The organism is Rhodococcus mengyinensis (assembly GCF_048381435.1).
GTDB lineage: Bacteria > Actinomycetota > Actinomycetes > Mycobacteriales > Mycobacteriaceae > Rhodococcus_F > Rhodococcus_F opacus_D.
On sequence record NZ_JBLWIT010000133.1, the window covers coordinates 196,913 to 213,059 of the forward strand.

Here is a 16,147-nt window from a genome sequence, read left to right on the forward strand (position 1 = left end):
CCCCAGACGCTGGTAACACTTGAGCAGCACAATCAACGCGAGCAGATTCCGCTCGGTCTGCGTACGCCCCCGCGCCCACCCGGCCTTGTCGGCAGTCTCAGCTCCCGAGCCGAGACCACTGTTGAACTGCGGATACGCGGTCCGATCAATCGACGCCACCAGCACCCCGGCACCCGACCAACATGACGAAGTGCACCCTAATCAGTTCCCCCGTCCGCCGCCGACCCGGGCCAGCTCAAGTCAAACGAGCGTCCAACCTAGCTAGACCATGGGGTTCTTCGTTTCAGAAGCACCCTATCCATTTCCCTGGTCCACCGTTCGCACCAGAGTCTCCGTACCATCCGGCCTGTTTGTTATAGAAGCGACACCTGTGACAGGTGATGCTCCTGTGATCTAGCGCTAAGTTGCTGAGAAGCGTCGGGCCCGCCGCTGACCGAAGTCCCTCTCACAGGAACGGGATGTCAGATGGCCAGAACCATCATGCATCGGGATCACCCACGCCCGAAACGAGATTCACCGACGAAGAGCCTCCTCACTGCCGCGCTGATCGCCACGATGATCGCGGCGGGCGTCGGAATTGCCGCGGCTCAGCCGACCACCACGCCGACGCCGACACCAAGTACCAGCACCACAACGGAAGTGGCGCCGTCAACCACGACAACCGGACCGGCCTCGTCCCCCGCTCAACGGGTCGCGCCGAGCACCACGATTCCGGTCGAAACGCCGGCATCCTCTGATGCGCGTTCGTCGGCAGCCCCGCCGCCCACTCCCACGACGGAAGTGGCGCCCGCCACCCCCACCGCAGCCGGAGAGCGCGGCACCTGCTCCCGTCGATGTGCCGCTACCGGCTCGGCCGGGACCGAATGAGCCGATAGCACCGGAAGATCCGGAGCTGTCGTCGAAGACCGCCGAACCGGACCCGGACTGGGCTCCTACCCAGAATCCGAAGTCCACGATCATCCCCGGCCAGATGCGCTCCGACCGGGAAGAGGTTCCCGCTCCGTTCACCAAGGAAGACGCGGACAAGGCCGAGATCCTCGAGGCACAGGACCTCGCCAAGCGAAGTACCTCGCGCGCAGCCGTGACCTGTCAGCGGTACTGGCCGTCATGGTTTGACGTATGCGGAGCCATTCGGGACAAATACAACAGCCTCGGCGGCCCCGGCAGCTTCCTGTCCTACCCGTCCAGCGGAAACATCATCAACCCCGGCAACACCGGCGAACGCGTCACCTTCCTCAACGGACCCATCTACTGGTCCAACGCCACCGGCGCACACCCCGTCGTCAACAGCTTCCTCAACCGCTGGGGCATCCATGGCTACGAAGCCGGCTGGATGGGCTACCCCACCACCGACGAAATCGTGCACACCGACGGCGTCGGCCGCCACCAGGAATTCTCCAACGGCGCCATCTACGTGGCGTTCGTTAACGCGATCGGTTCCGCCATCCGCAATGGCCCGATTCGGGACAAATGGAACAGTCTCGGCGCCGAGACCGGCTGGCTGGGATACCTCACGTCAGATGAGTTCACCCTCGGGACCACCCGCTACCACGATTTCATCGGCGGGAGAATCTATTCGACACCTTCAGGTGGAGTTCAAGCTGTCCCCTGGGTGGAGAGTTGGAAGACCAATGCCGCCCCAGATGACGATTACTGCACCAGGATAAAGTACGAATCAGGCGATTGTTATCCCTCAGGTGATTTCGCGTTTGTGCTCGATCAAATGGCCGACTGCAGGTACGGCGACATGCCGTACGACACCTATATCATCGGCCTGTTCGACCCGACAGGGAATCAGCCCGATCTTCGCATGACCTGCGAAGTCTATGACCACATCTCCGATCGTCACCTCGCCCATACAGATCCGGAAAATTTCCTCACCTGCCTCATGGTCACCTATGGCAACGGCGGTCCGTACAGCCAAGTCGGTGACGGATACACCGGAATTCGGTGGACCAACCTCTCCACCAACGTCCCGGGAACTATTGTGTACAGCCTCCCGACCTCAGAGATTGTCACTGCGTACGCCGGGCCGGACGACGACGAAGACGAGCACGGCAATAATTTGGGGAGGGTGTGCGAGCGGGCTCGTCCAAGATCTACCTGAACCGTAAGGAGCAGCATGAGCTGGTTAATGCGCGAGGATCAGCGAATGGTGGAGGATCTACTTCTCCAGCAGGTGGTCACGCTCGCCGAAGCACGTCGGCTCCGGACGCCGTCTTCACCAGATCCGTTTCTCAGGGACGCGATCGACAACCTCCTAATGGTTCTTTCGGGTTACCCCCTCGGGGAAGGCGGTCCTCGCTCTGGCCTGGACCAGCTCGAGTACTTCGGTAAGGCCATTGCTCGCGAGCCCGCCGAGTTCGCGAAAGGTCTGGACACGCAAGTCGGTCGAATCATCCTTGAGGCGACGTCTGGGCTTACCCGCGAGAACCGTGTGGAACGGCGATGGGCGATTCTCGAACCACTCGGAGCGCCGGCGATGGACCGAAAAGAGGCCGGGCTGAATGTTTGGGTCCGGACTCTAGCTTCCCGCGGAGCGGATGGACTGCTGCACCCGGCATTGTGCGCCGGCCAGATGCGAGTTGGGTCATTGTCTAGAGAGGAAGGGTACAACTCGCGGGAGCTGAAAACCCGTCTATCCGCACCCAATTTGTATTCGGAATGGTGCTCCGATCCTTCGAGTCGGAAAGACCTTGAGAAGACCATGTTGGATCTGTTCGCCTCAGTGAGTTGGTCCCAGGCCCTGGGCTGAGTGGACGGGAGCGGGTCAGGCATTTGCCCGGCCCGCTCTCGCTTTGTCCGAATCCGGTACGCAGCGTGCACCCGGTGCCGGGCGATCGCTCCTACAGGTTCCGCACTCCTATGAGAGAGCTCCACGGTGGAACAAATCAGCGCACCTTGCGAGCGACCCTGCTAGCGCTGTCGATCTCCCAACGTCGTCCCGGCTCCGCCAGCCAACAACGAGCTGGGCAGGACCACTGCTCGCCGCTTCCGACCATCCCACCGAGGCCGGCGCACTGCTCGACGAGGCCCGGGCATGGCTACGCGACCGCCACTGGCAGCTCGAACCCGCCCTGACTTGTCCACACACCCCAGCCCCACCGCCACTAACCAGCGGAAATCGCACAAGTCCCGTCGTCGCGGAAGTTTTTCCCGTATTCCGATCCGCCCCCATCTAGGTGTTTTCGCCGCGACAGCGCGCCAACTACCGAGGCAGGCTGGCGACGTCGGAGATCGTATAAATGTTCTTCCCGCTTTCGGTTTCAGAACCTACGATGGACTCCAGCCAAGGTAACTCGATCTGGCTTCTCTTTCGCTCTCCAGTGAGCAGGTCGAACTCCGAAAATACCGGCGTTCCACGGTAATTGACCGTCGTAACCGTTGTACCATCGACTGACACAGCAGTCTTGTCGTCTCCTTCTGGGATCGTCCATTCCCGCGTGACTGTTGGCGAGCCGGTGACGTCAACGGATAGCACATCCCCGTCTCCGCTAATCCAGTAGAGCCTATCGCCGATTGCGGTCGGTGTCCCTCGGCGGACATTCCAAATGTAACCGGGCATATCGAGTGCGGTTTCGGACCGTGAGCCATCGGTCACGTTGATGCGAACCAACGTCAGTCCGTGATCGCCTCTCTCATTCCTTCTCGTCTCTCTCGATGAATAGAGGGCGAGTATTGTTTGTCCGTCCGAGGAGCAGGCCGAGCCAACGTCCGCGGGACGAAAATCGGATGGATGTTCCCATTCCGCCCGCACGACGGGCTCTCCGCCGGGGAGCAGTTCGTACAACTGGTTTCTGGTGGGGTCGCCCGTGGTACCGATGAAGGACTCGTTGACAACGGTGAAGTTGCGTCCGCCGCAGTAGGCCGATGTCCGCACGATGCCGGGTACTGAGCCTGAGTGTGCTTGGTTGTCTGCATCGATCGAAACGAAGCTGTTGGAGTAATGTCCCTCCGCCGCTCCACTGTTGAACCAGATTGTTGCGGCACCGTCTTCTTGCTGGTTTACGGCGGCTTGGACGATATTCTCGTAGTCGATGGGGGTTTCGATCCGTGCCGTGTCGGTGAGCGTAATCACGGCACGGGAGGACGCTGAGACAAGTTTGTGCGCTGCGGTCAGAATGCTGTTTCCGTAGATTGCATTTCCCTCTACCTGTCCGATGACACTCCCACTTTCGTCGAACGCATACACCGTCGTCCGATCCTGGTCATCGACCGCTTCGAGGAGTTCCGGTCCTACGGACACCGCCCCTATGGCATCCGCAGGCAGTGCTTCCAACTCATCGCCTGGCTCCTTCGTTGTGCTGCACGACACCGTGACAGCCAACATGGTCGTGAGGGCAGCGGCCCGTAATACTTCGCACGAACGTGGCATATTCGATCAGACCATCCTTGTGGCAGCTACTGCATGAGCGGGCTCGCGCGAGCCCCAGTCGAGGCTCGCGCGAGCTGAGGCGGATTAACTCACGGGTAGTCCGTTACCCAGATAGACCGAGCGATTTCTCTCGGGAAGATCCCGTCTGGGGTCGCCTCTTCCCCTGCAGAGACGTCCAGATCGATGGGGTCCATTGCTGATGCGCTGTAGTACGCAGCCCACACCAGCTGCGAGCAATTGTAGCGATCGTCCCAGATCTTCTGCTTGTTGTAGAGGAAGTTGCTGTTGTAGTCATCGCCGACTTGACTTCGAGCGAAATCGACAGCCCGCCCACGATTGACGTCCGAGGTGTTAACCCACTGCATTCGAGGCCCATATACCGTTCGGTGGCCACCAGGCACCGCAGTGTTATCAATCAGCTGAACCCCTTTTTCCGGGTTCGAAGCTTCGACAGTCTCATCCTCGGAAACGAAAATTCCGTTGTGGCCGTGATTGATATTCGCAGTGTCTACTTCGGAGAAGAAGATGTCGCCCGGTCCGCGCGCACTCGGGAGCTCGGTAGGTGAGCCTGTCACGGGATCGGAAACGGAGACTTCTTCGTGGTTCCCGGCCAATGCGTCTTGCAGGACATCGATCACTGACGCAGACCTCTCCGCTGCGACACGTTGGGCATGGGCAAGCATCTCTTCGGGCGTGGTGCCGGGATTAAGGAAGGCCATTTCAGTCGCATACGGCCCCGGCGCCGTGATCTTGCCTCGTTGAAACTGCTGTTCGACAGTGACATTGCCATCCGTGCTGGTCTGGTCACCGGTGGGGAAACCATAGGTGCCGGTCTCGTAGCCAGCTGCAGTCCACTTGTCGAGGATCGGTCCCGTTACGGGATGCGCACCGGTAGCCGCGGACCAATAGAGGACGCCGCGTTCGAAGCGGTTCATCCGCCCGCCACCGGAAACGACGATCTCATCGCTGATGGGGTAGCCGAGAAGGCTGTCATTCCGTTCGGAGCCGACGGTGTCCCACTTGTCGCGGATGGCACCACCGATGGAGTACGCCTCGTTGAGCTTCCAGTAGATGACGGCACCGGTGAAGTGCTGACGCCGACCGATCCCGTCGGGGTTGACGATCTCGTCGGTGGTCGGGTAGCCGATGTAGCCACCCTCGTAACCCTTTCGCGCCCAGGCGGCGAAGAAGTGGTTCACCACCGGGTGTGCACCGCCGGCCGCGGACCAATAGATCGGGCCGTTCTGAAAGACGGATCTGCGTCCGAATCCGTCGGGATTTACCAGTTCGGGGCTGGTGGGCAGCAGCAGGAAGCTGAACTGTGCGCCGAGGGAGTTGTACTTGTCGCGGATGGCTCCGCAAACCTCGAACTCCGACGGCCAGTACAGCTGGCATCCCGGCGCCACTCGCGCCTGCAGCCGGTCCGAGCCTCCTTCTGCAGCCGAGCTTCCTTCATTTCCGCAGTGTCGGCCTGCTCCTTGGTCCAACCCTCCGGCAGCTCTTCGCGGTCCGAGCGCATCTTGCCCGGGACCAGGGTCTCGTTGGGGTTCTCAGTCGGTTTGCCCGTGTAGGGGATCTTCTTCCCGGTTGACGGCGGCTCCGGCGCGACACTCGGAACAGATTCTGAGGTCGCCGCCGGGAGCGTTGTCGTCGACTGGACGGATTCCGACGTCGGAATCGGAAGGGGCGTCGTCGACTGGACGGATTCCGAGGCCGCAACCGGAATGGTTGTCGTCGATTCAGGTGCAGTCGGCACCGTCTCACACGGCACAGGTGTCGCTGTCGTGGTCGGTGTCGCAGTTGTCGTGGGTGCTGCGGTTGTCGTGGTCGTCGCACACGGGTCAGTGGTGGCATCGGACGGTGATTGCGCCGGCGCGAGTTCCGGTGCACCCGACGGGGACGGTGTAGGGGTGGTGGTCGGCTGTGCCGCGGCGATCCCTCCGCCCGTCGCGATCAACACCGACACCAACGAGGCCATCACCAAGGCTTTTCTCGGAGAGGCACGTTTGGGGCATGACAAATTCAGGTACTTCGCTGTTCTGGCCATCTGGCGCCTGTCTGCAAAGGGGATTGGGTAGGCGACGGGGCCCGTCACTCGTTAGCCACATAAACCAATAATTCTCAGGAACCTCACAGCAGGAAGGTGACATATGTAACAAACCGGACATTCTCCCAGGTCGTCCCATTTGTCCTCATCGGCAGAAGGCCAGTGGGCGACGACGCTGGCAGCACTCGATCGGTCACCGTGGTCGTCCGGCCGCGCAAGGGGTTACCGAACGCACCCGCTCGGTTCCTTGGTCGTGTCGGAACGCCCGAAGCGAGGGCGTGAATACGGACTGGTCCCCTGGGAGGACGGTGCCCCGCATTCGGGGGTCGCATGCCTGTGAGTCTCTCGTCGTCGGCCGACGCAACCCGCCACTCGTGTCGAGAGTTTGGCCGATAGCGATTCGACTCGACAGCTATGAGGTTGCGGCCCGACCTGTTTCGCGAATTGCGGGATCCATTGTGCCGGTGGGACGAATTAGTCTGGCGCGATGGAGAATCAGCGCTGGTTCGGGGCCCTGGTCGAACGTCGGCGGCGCGAACTGGGACTGACCCGGGCACAGATGCGGACGCTCGGTGGACCGTCGGATATGACGATGGGCAAGATCGAACGCGGTGAGGGCCAGCTCACGCACACCACCCTGGTGCGGATCGATCAGTCCCTGGGATGGCCCCCCGGTGCTTCCGGACGAATCTTGGCGCGCGGCACAGACTCCGGCCATCGTGTCGGCGGTGGGACCCAGCCCGGACGTATTCCCGCGGGGACAGAGGACATGCGTGTTGGCAACGACAGCCGCACCGCAGTGGTTCCCGGTACGGCAGAACGACCCTGCCGTACCGCCCCAGCAGACGAGCGAAACTGCGCGTGTGCCCCCCTCCTGCGGGTGCCCGTCGATTTCGAGCGATTCTTCGCCGAACTCGGCTTCGATGCCGTGGTCGAGCAGGAGAAGGCCCTGGTCGCCTTGGAACTCGACGCGGTCGACGAGCAGTTCCTCGCGCTGCGCGAACTGTACGGTGCCGCCGCCGGAACGAATGAGCAGCTCTCCCGCCTGTCCCGTCGGCGGGAGGAACTCGAGGCTGACTGCCTGTGGGTCGAGGACCGCTTCCTGCGGGACGTCGCCGCCTATACCGCCGCCTATGCCACCGCTGTGGAGGAGGAGTGCCGTCGACTGGGTGTGATCGGGCCGATCATCGTCGAGAACGCACCCGGTACCGGGGGTGATGATTCCGAGTACGCCGCGTTCCTCGAGCGCCTGCGGGAGCATGCCCGTCGGAACACCCCGCTCCCGGGCAGCGCCTACGGTCCGCGGGACTCGTACGCCACGACCGAACGCTACGCTGCCGCCCGCTACCGCGAACGGCTCCGCAGCAACAGGTCCGCAGGGAAGCGGCAGCCGGGTGCATAGGTACACCAGGAAACCGGCGCCCATCTCTCCCCGCGGCGACCACGACGCCGAGGCGCACTCACCCGCGGCAGGCACGCGAGCTCATTTCCCGCCATCCTCACCTACGGTGAGCTAGGTTTATGGCGGCGCCGAGCTGCCGGATCGTTCTCGGCCTGCCACCGCGCGAGTCCTTCGACGGAAACCTTTGCGTACTTGGCCAGCGACCGCACCGACGTGTGGCCGCTGAGCTTCATCAGCATCGGCGTGGATGCTCCCGCCTCGGCGGCGTGCGTGAGCTTCGAGTGCCGCAACCGGTGCAGCGTGAACGGCCCGCCCGCCAGGTCGGCGGTGTGGATCTCGAACAACTCCGCGGCCCGCCGGTAGGACAACCTCGCTCGACCCGTGGACGGGTCGACGTCGGCGAGCGCCACCGAGGGTTTCGCCCTGCGGTCGGTCAGGAACACCGCGCCGGTGCGTCGCCCGGCAAGCAGCCGAGGCAGCAGTCGCGCTGTCCCGGTCTGCCACACGATCACGTCGCGGGCGCCGCCCTTGCGGGTGACCGTCGCGCACCGGTTCGCCGTGTCCAGGTCGGGCACGTCGAGCATCAGCACCTCCTCGGCCCGCGCCGCGGATTCGTACAGCAGCTGCCACAGCACCCGCTCCCGCAGCGGCACGTCCAGACCCAGGACCTCGGCGATCTGCCGCTGGGTGAGCGCCTTGCTGTTGTCCGGTGGCATGGGCCGGGCCCGCAGCCGGACCAGCGGGTCGCCGGTCAGCCAGTCCTGCTCACGCCAGTAGCCGCACGCCGTGCGCAACGCCGCCAACCGGACGTTGAACGTCGTAGCCGACCGACCACCCCACACGAAGGTGAACCAGCCCGACACCCGGTCCGGGTCCAGCAGCGCCACGTTCGTGTCGGGACCGAAGTCGCGCATCAACCGATCCAGCGCGGCGGCATAGCCGCGGCGGGTGTTCGCCACAGAGATCGTGCCGAGGAACACCGCCACCGCGTCGGCCAACCGCACACCGCTCACTGGAGTCGGAAGCGTCCGGACCGTTCCCACCGAGAACCCCCTCCCCGCTACCGCAGATAATTTCGCGAGTCGACCCAGACGGTAACCCCTTCGAGCCTGGCGATCTTCAACTCTACCGCAGATAAAGAGCTATTGTCTGCGGTAAATCGTTAGCGCCGGATCTGACGCGACTGCTCCCCGACCCCCGGCTCGTGGGCGTCGCGACGATAGAACGTATGTTCGGCGCCGCGGACCGTGAGGTTCTGCGCGATGTCATGGATCCGAATCCGCCGACGGTCCGACCCGATACTCACCAGGAACGGGCCGCGTGGCAGGCGGTCCAGCACGGGGAGCCGGGGCTGGCGGTGGTCGATGACGACGGTCGGTTCCGTGGTCTCGTCGCACCACAACAACTTCTCGCAGTACTGCTCCAGGAACACGAGGAGGACCTCTCGCGCCTCGGAGGCTTCCTCCATTCGGTCGAGACCACGCGCGAAACGAGCGTGGAGAACGTACGGCGCAGGCTGTGGCACCGTGTTCCCTGGCTCCTCGTCGGATTGCTGGGTGCCATGGTCTCGGCCGTGTTCATGGCGGCATTCGAAGTCACTCTCGAAGCGAATGTGGCCGTTGCCTACTTCATCCCCGGAATCGTGTATCTCGCAGACGCAGTCGGAACGCAGACCGAGACCCTGGCGATCCGTGGATTGTCAGTCGGGGTGGGAATTCGACGTATCGTGGGGCGCGAGGCGCTCACCGGTCTGTCGGTGGGTGCTCTCCTCGGAGCCGTGATGCTCCCTGTCGTCAGTCTCATGACCGGTGACACGATGCTTGCGCTCGCGGTGGCCGTGGCGGTTCTCGCCGCGAGTGCGATCGCCACCATCGTCGCCATGGTGCTGCCGTGGCTCCTGCAGCGGCTCGGCAAGGATCCGGCATTCGGCTCCGGTCCACTTGCGACTGTCGTTCAGGACCTGCTGTCGATCATGATCTATTTCGCGGCCGTCACGGCGCTCGTCAGTTAAATCCCCCTGCCCGAACCTGCAGCGAGGAGGCGGGACACCGAAAGCGCCTACCCTGCAAGGACCTTGAAAAGGTCGTAGACCATCCACGCCGGCCAGAACAACCCTTGGATGATCGCGAGAACATACTCCCAGAATGCGTCCGCCTGCTGCCAGAACCACACCCAGGCTCCGAAGATGCCCAGCGCGTAGATCGCTCCGCCGCCCGCGGCGCCGGTGTTGCCGTCGCTCATGGTCACATACCTTCCCCAGGCCGAAGTGCGTGACACCGGATCGCGAGAAACACGATTGGGCGCCTCGTCTCAGTGTCATTACCGCCGGTCTGCGGTGACAGAGTCATTGGTCACCCGCGGCGCTGCGGCTTTGCCGTAGGGAATCGGGTCCAGGGTCTCAGCCTGGTGACCTTCTCCCCTACGGGCATCACCGGCGGGCCGCAACGATGAAGGTCGAGGCAGAAATTCGGCGCCAGCAACCCTGTAGGAGTGCACCATGTCCGGCCACCGCCCGATCGTTGTAGGGATCGACGGCTCCCCATCGTCGCTGCAGGCTGTTGCATGGGCGGCGAGGGAGGCCGCGCTCCGCAGCTCGCCCCTGTCACTGGTCACGACGATGTTCGTTCCCGGAAGGTACGGCGTCCCGATCGGTGTGCCTGCCAGCTTCTTCCAGGACGAGGAGCGCGACGGTAAGGACAGGTTGGAGCGCGCGGCGCAAACCGCCCGTGCCGCAGTGCCCGAACACCACATCGAGATCGAGACCACCGTCTGCTCCGGGACGCCGGCCGGTGAACTTCTGGAACGTGCGGCGGATTCCACGATGCTCGTTGTGGGTGCGAACAGACGGGGAATCGTAGAGCGCGCCGTCCTGGGATCGGTCAGTTCGGCAGTGGCGACCCACGCCTCATGCCCGGTCGCGGTGATCCGCGGTGAACCTGATCGCAATATCAACGACATCCCCGGACCGGTTGTCGTCGGTGTCGACGGATCACAGCACAGTGAACCGGCCATCTCCATGGCCTTCGAGGAAGCAGGTCTGCGGCAATCGGAACTCGTCGCCGTTCATGCATGGTCCGACATCGTTCTGCAGTTCTCCCCGGACGGAGGCAGCGAGGCGGAGTGGCTGCGGGATGCGGCCAACGAAACGGCCCTGTTGTCCGAGAATCTCGCCGGTCGTGCGGAGAACTATCCGGATGTGAAGGTGCGCACCCTCGTGGTCAGGGATCGCCCCACCCGGCACCTGCGTGAGCAGGCCGAGAATGCGCAGCTTCTCGTGGTGGGGAGCCGGGGGCGAGGAGGGTTTTCCAGCATGCTGCTGGGGTCGACCAGCAGGGCGTTGATGCATTCGGTCGTCTGCCCACTTCTCATTGTTCGCTAGCCGTACCGCGGGGATGCCGCCCAGGAGGAGATGTATCGTGCACGACCCCAGCCTCGGATCAAGCCTGATCGAGTCTCAGCTGCCGAGGTATGAGCAACGCATTCTGCGCACGCAGGTCGTCCGTGCGTCTGCGCCGACGACCTTCGCCGCCATCCGCCGCGTCGACTTCTTCCGGTCGCCGGTGGTCGCGCTCCCGAACCGGGCCCGAATTGCGATCGACACCGTCCGCGGACGTCGGGGCGCCCATCTTCAGGGGAGTCGGTCCGAATTCAGGTTCGACCAGCTGCTGGAACCCGACGGCGGGTTCCATCTTCTCGCGGAGGAGCCGGGACACGCGATGGTGCTCGGGTTCATCGGTCGCTGGTGGGAGAAGGGCTACGGCCGCGTCGAGTGGTCGCCAGCAGACTTCGGCCGGTTCGCCCTTCCCGGATATGGCATCGGCGCTTGGGGTTTCACAGTTCTCACGTACGACGCCCACACGTCTGTCCTGGTCACCGAGGTGCGCGTACACGGCACGGACGACAAGGCACGGCGGAGCTTCCGCGCGTATTGGACGGTGGTGGGCCCGTTCGTCAAGGCGATGGGCGGGCCGGTACTGCGCCTGATCCGTGACGAGGCCGAGTCTCTCTGAGTCGCGGCCCAGCTCGTCACTCGATGGCGGCCCGGAATTGTTCGTGCAGAGCTGCGGCGAGCTCGCGGACCTCGGGTACAACGTCGGGGTCGACGATGATCGTTACTGTCAGCGTGCCCGCATAGGATAGTGCCGCGAACGCGACGCCGACGTTCCCCGCGGTGACGGTGATCGGGGTGATGCCTGTGATCGGTGCCCCGGCGATGACGAGTTGCCCAGGGGGACCCGGGAGGTTCGTCAGGAACGAGTTGACGAGTCGCTGACGGTCGACGAACCACCGAAACAACCGCAGCGCGGCCAGGATCCGGAAAAGTGGTCCGATCAGTGCCGAGGACGAACCTCGGGTTCGCATCTTCTGAACGCGGGTGACGCCCGAAACAGTGGTCAGCCGTTCCTGGAAACTTCCTACCAGCGGTACACGTACCGGCATTACACCGACCTGGTTCCCCAGGTGCCCACTCGTTGCCGAACTCCGGGCCGAGACGGGCACCGACACCACCAGCTCCTGCGGAAACTCCATCCGCTCACGTAGGAGTTCGGCCAATGCCCCAGTGACGGCGACCAACAGAACATCGTTGACGGTGGCACCCGACCTCCGCCCCGCTGCCCGGACACCGTTGAGACCGACGTCGACGGTCACTACCCTGCGACGGGGGCCGGTGGCAGCGTTCAGGGAACACCGCGGTGCCCACCCGCCGCGACCACGACCGAGTTCGGCCCAGCCGCCTCGTATACGAGCAACCCTGTGCGGAAGTCGGCGCAGCGTGCGGAACCGTTCGGAAATGCGGTCAACCAACCGGCCCCGAGGCGGTGCCGCGGTATCGTCGGCCGGCCCAGCCGGGTCCGCGCCGTCGACCAGGCGCGCGAGCACGGCGAGGCCACCGATCCCGTCGGCCACGACGTGATGCAGCACCAGTACCAGACCGGTGTGATCGTCGATGAGACCGGTGACGACGACCGCCCGCCACAATGGTCGTGACCGGGGCAGCGGCCGGGTCACCGCGTCCACCGCGATTGCCAGCGCAGCGTCATGGCCCCCCGGGCTCGGGCACCGGACTCGGGCCACATGGGCGCGGACATCGAAATCGGAGTCGTCGACCCAGTACGGCCGTCCCAGGCCCCGCCGTGGCGTGGCCAGGCGCTGTTGCAGGCGCCGAATGCTGGTGAGCCGCCGTGTGAACGTGGCCTCGACGGTCGCTGCATCCACGTCACTTTCACCGGCAACGAAAAGTAAAGCGCCGACGTTCATGGGTACCGGTCCGACGTCCGAGACGAGCGTGATCAGGTCGCCCGAGCCGAGTTGCTCGCGACGGTCGTCGGCCGTCATTCGGAGGCTGCGTCAGCCGCGCGCGACGAGGCGAGGAGGGTCAGGACACCGCGTTCTATCGAGTCGGAGAGGTCGGTGAGGTCCGGTGTGGTGTCGTAGTCCCCGGTGAGACCGAAGGCGAGATGGTCGCTGTAGCTGAGGATCGCGATCCCGATCCGCAGCCGCAGCGCGATCGGCACGTACGGAAAGATCTCCAGGATCGTGCGGCCTATCACGTGTCGTGTGGCTTTCGGACCGGGGACGTTGGTTGCGACGGCGACGACACTGTGCTGAGGAAACCGGGTGGCGAGTCGAACGGCCCAGGCCATGGGCATGAACGGTCCGTACTGGGCCACCGCGGTGAACGCCTTGCCCCCTTCCGCTTCCTTGCTCGCCTTGTGCGTCGTGAGGCGTTCGTGGACGGCGACCAACTGCTCGACCGGGTCTTCGATGTCGACTGGCAGAAAGGGCAGCATGAGCGAGACCTGATTGTGGATCGCATGTTCCTCGGTTGCGGAGCGGACGGACACGGGAACGAGCGTGCGGACCGTGTGGGGTTCGGGACGCTCGCCCCGTTTCAGGAGCAGCTGCCGTAGTCCGGTGGTGATCGCCGCGAGTGCGACGTCGTTCACGGTGACCTGGTACGTGGCGCAGATTTCGCGAACGTCATGCATTCTGACTCGCGCGGCGCAGTAGCGGCGCTGGCGACCGATCGGTCCGATCAGCGAAGTGTCCGTGGATGAGGTCAGTATCTCGGACAGCAGGTGGGTGAGGCCGGTTGCGACGCCGATACCGGCGGCTGTCAGCCGACGTGGAATTGCCAGTGCCGCCGAGACGAGCCGGAGTTGCCGCACCGGGGACAGGAACTCGATCGTCGAGCGGACCAGGCTCTCGACGCTCTCGAGGCGTGTACCGACGGTCGGTACCGGCTCGGCGTCGGTGTCGGGCTCTGCGGTCGTCGACGTTTCGGCCACGACTTCGTCGCACATGGCCTCGAAGAGTTTGGTTCCGGTGATCCCGTCCGCCATGCAGTGATGAATCTTGGTCAGTATGGCCCAGCGGTCGTCGGTGAGGCCTTCGACGACCCAGCATTCCCACAAGGGGCGGTCACGGTCGAGTCGGTGCGCCATGACCCGGGCAACGAAACCGAACAGGGACTCCTCCTCCCCTGGTTCCGGGACGGCGACCCGTCGCAGATGATGGCCGAGGTCGAAATGCGGATCCGGTGACCAGGAGGGTGAGCTGAAGTCGAGTGGGACCGTGTGAACCCTGTCTCGGGCGTGCGGGAGCTTCGCGAAACGTGCGGCGACCGTGTCACGAAATTCGTCTTGCCCGGGAACGGGGCCCTCCATGATGGCGAGAGCACCGATCGTCAGGCTCGCGTGTGGGTCGGAGTCCTCCGTCTCGAGAAAACCCGCGTCCAGGAAGCTCAAGTTGTCGTCCACTGGCTCTGGCCTCACCATTCGGAAATCGTCGTCGTCTTCTTGTGTTCGACATCAATGGGCGTCAGCTGACCGGCCACCCGGGGGCCTTTCCGAGGTTCCTCCACTCGCGGTCCCACTGTGACATCCGGTATCTCGTTCCTGCCCAGCGGATTCCGATCAACATCGTGAGACAGATCGTCGCACCCATTGTCCACAGTGCGAGTGCGGCGCCCACGGCCTCGAATGCGTTCTCGGTGCCTGTCTTCGGCGCATCGACGATCTTGCCGGCCGGGTCGATCCACATGCTGATCGTTTGTCCCGCCTTCGCTTCCGGCGCGGTCAGTACCTGGCCGGTGCGTGTGGTCCCATCCACTGCCCACCGGGCCGGTGCCTGCCCCGTGGCACCCGTTGCCGGGGTGGTATCCGCCAGGTTCACAGTGGCGTCCTCGAGGAGCACTGCCGCGATCTGATGCCGGTTTTCGCGGTCGGCGCGGGATTGGTCGTCGAGGCGTGTGTGAGTGGCAGTTCCGAAGGCTGAGGCGAGGGGAACCAAGATCAGCACCAGGGCGACGACGGCGAGGAAGACCGAGGATTCGAGGCGATGGCCTCCCCGCATCAGTCTGTTCCCGCTCCACGGCCCCAATCGCCACATCCGCGATACCAGTGTCTGTTCCCCGATCATGACGACCTCCTGCGATTGCTCCTTCGAGTGTCGCGCCGGGACAGATGCCGATGTAGGGCCCAAGGTCATCGCTCTGGTCGGATCGGTCCGGCGATCAGGAGGGGACACGGGGTTATGTGCACCAAGGCTGCGCTGGTCGAGCCGAGCGTCATCCCGGAAAAGCCGCCCCGTCCGCGGCTGCCGACGACGATCATCTGGGCTTCGTCGGCCATTTCGAGGAGGTGGCGAACCGGTCGGTCCCGAACGAGGGTCTGTCGCACCCGGACCTCGGGGAATCGTTCACACCATTCGGCGACGCCGGCTTCGAGCACTGACCGCTCCATGGTCTGCTCTTCACCGACGGGGAGTATCGACAGGTCCTGGTCGGACCACGCGTGCAGTGCGATCAGTTCCGTGTTGTGGAGGGAACACTCCTCGAACGCCAGCCCGACGGCCCGTGCACTGCTCGGAGATCCGTCGACGCCGACGACGACGGGGCCCGTGCCGTCCGCGACTCTCGACCAGCCGTCGATCACTGCTACAGGGCACTGCGCATGACGCGCCACGGCCGAGGTCACGGAGCCGATCAGCCCGTCGGTGAACTCGCCGAGTCCGCGTCTGCCGAGTGATCCCGGGGCGTTCTGATGGGACACTTCGGCCCGAATATCGATGTCTGAGTCTGCAAATCCGGCTCGGGCGGTCTCGAGTGCTTCGGCAACGTCCCGCTCGGCTCGGGCGTGGAGGATTTCAGCGAGTCGGGGCCCATCTTGTGCACCGAGGTACGTGATGCAGGACAACAACAGTAGCGGCGCCCCGCGCACTTCTGCCTCACGTGCGGCCCACCGCACCGCATCCAGCGACGACCGGGATCCGTCCACTCCCACGACGATCCCCGGATCGACCATGGTGACCTCCTCATCGC

Annotated in this window: 14 protein-coding genes and 1 pseudogene; 7 read left to right on the plus strand and 8 right to left on the minus strand. The window is 64.1% G+C overall.

Going from position 1 to position 16,147, the window contains the following annotated elements:
• Positions 1-970 precede the first annotated feature (970 nt).
• Both ACNJ7E_RS32005 and ACNJ7E_RS32010 read left to right on the plus strand, forming a co-directional pair.
• Entirely contained in the window at positions 971-2,107 is a 1,137-nt protein-coding gene (locus tag ACNJ7E_RS32005; RefSeq protein WP_418341803.1) for an LGFP repeat-containing protein, read from the plus strand.
• Positions 2,108-2,122: 15 nt separating this feature from the next.
• Positions 2,123-2,755, plus strand: coding sequence for a hypothetical protein (locus ACNJ7E_RS32010; RefSeq protein WP_268790218.1), 633 nt, complete (start codon positions 2,123-2,125; stop codon positions 2,753-2,755).
• Between the two features lie 453 nt (positions 2,756-3,208).
• On the opposite strand, the gene ACNJ7E_RS32015 is transcribed toward ACNJ7E_RS32010, so the two are convergent.
• On the minus strand, positions 3,209-4,330 hold the full coding sequence (locus tag ACNJ7E_RS32015; RefSeq protein ID WP_268790219.1) for a hypothetical protein: 1,122 nt from the start codon (positions 4,328-4,330) through the stop codon (positions 3,209-3,211).
• Between the two features lie 134 nt (positions 4,331-4,464).
• Complete coding sequence (locus tag ACNJ7E_RS32020; protein ID WP_418341804.1) at positions 4,465-5,781, minus strand: YiiX/YebB-like N1pC/P60 family cysteine hydrolase; 1,317 nt, start codon at positions 5,779-5,781, stop codon at positions 4,465-4,467.
• A 318-nt stretch (positions 5,782-6,099) separates the two neighbouring features.
• On the opposite strand from ACNJ7E_RS32020, the gene ACNJ7E_RS32025 reads away from it, so the two are divergent.
• Both ACNJ7E_RS32025 and ACNJ7E_RS32030 read left to right on the plus strand, forming a co-directional pair.
• Positions 6,100-6,453 carry a hypothetical protein gene (locus ACNJ7E_RS32025; RefSeq protein ID WP_418341805.1) on the plus strand — a complete coding sequence of 118 codons (354 nt, stop codon included), beginning with the start codon at positions 6,100-6,102 and terminating at the stop codon, positions 6,451-6,453.
• 456 nt (positions 6,454-6,909) lie between these two features.
• On the plus strand, positions 6,910-7,824 hold the full coding sequence (locus tag ACNJ7E_RS32030) for a hypothetical protein (RefSeq protein WP_268790222.1): 915 nt from the start codon (positions 6,910-6,912) through the stop codon (positions 7,822-7,824).
• Positions 7,825-7,925: 101 nt separating this feature from the next.
• On the opposite strand, the gene ACNJ7E_RS32035 is transcribed toward ACNJ7E_RS32030, so the two are convergent.
• Positions 7,926-8,828, minus strand: coding sequence for a tyrosine-type recombinase/integrase (locus tag ACNJ7E_RS32035; RefSeq protein ID WP_268790223.1), 903 nt, complete (start codon positions 8,826-8,828; stop codon positions 7,926-7,928).
• Between the two features lie 194 nt (positions 8,829-9,022).
• Here ACNJ7E_RS32035 and ACNJ7E_RS32040 point away from each other — a divergent pair.
• Positions 9,023-9,835 (plus strand): annotated as a pseudogene (locus ACNJ7E_RS32040) (magnesium transporter); the annotation flags it as partial.
• Positions 9,836-9,882: 47 nt separating this feature from the next.
• On the opposite strand, the gene ACNJ7E_RS32045 reads toward ACNJ7E_RS32040, so the two are convergent.
• Positions 9,883-10,065, minus strand: coding sequence for a hypothetical protein (locus ACNJ7E_RS32045; RefSeq protein WP_007298843.1), 183 nt, complete (start codon positions 10,063-10,065; stop codon positions 9,883-9,885).
• Between the two features lie 256 nt (positions 10,066-10,321).
• On the opposite strand from ACNJ7E_RS32045, the gene ACNJ7E_RS32050 reads away from it, so the two are divergent.
• Both ACNJ7E_RS32050 and ACNJ7E_RS32055 read left to right on the plus strand, forming a co-directional pair.
• Complete coding sequence (locus tag ACNJ7E_RS32050) at positions 10,322-11,203, plus strand: universal stress protein (protein WP_280783228.1); 882 nt, start codon at positions 10,322-10,324, stop codon at positions 11,201-11,203.
• Between the two features lie 37 nt (positions 11,204-11,240).
• Positions 11,241-11,834, plus strand: a complete 594-nt coding sequence (locus tag ACNJ7E_RS32055) for a hypothetical protein (protein ID WP_283353621.1) — start codon at positions 11,241-11,243, stop codon at positions 11,832-11,834.
• Between the two features lie 16 nt (positions 11,835-11,850).
• On the opposite strand, the gene ACNJ7E_RS32060 is transcribed toward ACNJ7E_RS32055, so the two are convergent.
• The 4 genes from ACNJ7E_RS32060 to ACNJ7E_RS32075 form a co-directional block, all read right to left on the minus strand.
• Complete coding sequence (locus ACNJ7E_RS32060) at positions 11,851-13,161, minus strand: wax ester/triacylglycerol synthase domain-containing protein (RefSeq protein ID WP_418341806.1); 1,311 nt, start codon at positions 13,159-13,161, stop codon at positions 11,851-11,853.
• Positions 13,158-14,585, minus strand: coding sequence for a wax ester/triacylglycerol synthase family O-acyltransferase (locus ACNJ7E_RS32065; RefSeq protein WP_418341807.1), 1,428 nt, complete (start codon positions 14,583-14,585; stop codon positions 13,158-13,160). Before ACNJ7E_RS32065 ends, ACNJ7E_RS32060 begins: the two co-directional genes overlap by 4 nt.
• Before the next feature lie 61 nt (positions 14,586-14,646).
• Positions 14,647-15,246, minus strand: coding sequence for an Rv1733c family protein (locus ACNJ7E_RS32070; protein WP_280783224.1), 600 nt, complete (start codon positions 15,244-15,246; stop codon positions 14,647-14,649).
• Between the two features lie 65 nt (positions 15,247-15,311).
• The gene (locus ACNJ7E_RS32075; RefSeq protein WP_418341808.1) at positions 15,312-16,130 is read right to left on the minus strand and encodes a universal stress protein; all 819 of its coding nucleotides are present in this window, start codon (positions 16,128-16,130) and stop codon (positions 15,312-15,314) included.
• Between the last annotated feature and the right edge of the window lie 17 nt (positions 16,131-16,147).

Bases quoted from the DNA above. Each gene is read 5' to 3' on its own strand.
- ACNJ7E_RS32005 (WP_418341803.1), top strand. From the start codon at position 971: ATGCGCTCCGACCGGGAAGAGGTTCCCGCTCCGTTCACCAAGGAAGAC.
- ACNJ7E_RS32010 (WP_268790218.1), top strand. From the start codon at position 2,123: ATGAGCTGGTTAATGCGCGAGGATCAGCGAATGGTGGAGGATCTACTT.
- ACNJ7E_RS32015 (WP_268790219.1), bottom strand. From the start codon at position 4,330: ATGTTGGCTGTCACGGTGTCGTGCAGCACAACGAAGGAGCCAGGCGAT.
- ACNJ7E_RS32025 (WP_418341805.1), top strand. From the start codon at position 6,100: ATGGTTGTCGTCGATTCAGGTGCAGTCGGCACCGTCTCACACGGCACA.
- ACNJ7E_RS32030 (WP_268790222.1), top strand. From the start codon at position 6,910: ATGGAGAATCAGCGCTGGTTCGGGGCCCTGGTCGAACGTCGGCGGCGC.
- ACNJ7E_RS32045 (WP_007298843.1), bottom strand. From the start codon at position 10,065: ATGAGCGACGGCAACACCGGCGCCGCGGGCGGCGGAGCGATCTACGCG.
- ACNJ7E_RS32050 (WP_280783228.1), top strand. From the start codon at position 10,322: ATGTCCGGCCACCGCCCGATCGTTGTAGGGATCGACGGCTCCCCATCG.
- ACNJ7E_RS32060 (WP_418341806.1), bottom strand. From the start codon at position 13,161: ATGACGGCCGACGACCGTCGCGAGCAACTCGGCTCGGGCGACCTGATC.
- ACNJ7E_RS32070 (WP_280783224.1), bottom strand. From the start codon at position 15,246: ATGATCGGGGAACAGACACTGGTATCGCGGATGTGGCGATTGGGGCCG.
- ACNJ7E_RS32075 (WP_418341808.1), bottom strand. From the start codon at position 16,130: ATGGTCGATCCGGGGATCGTCGTGGGAGTGGACGGATCCCGGTCGTCG.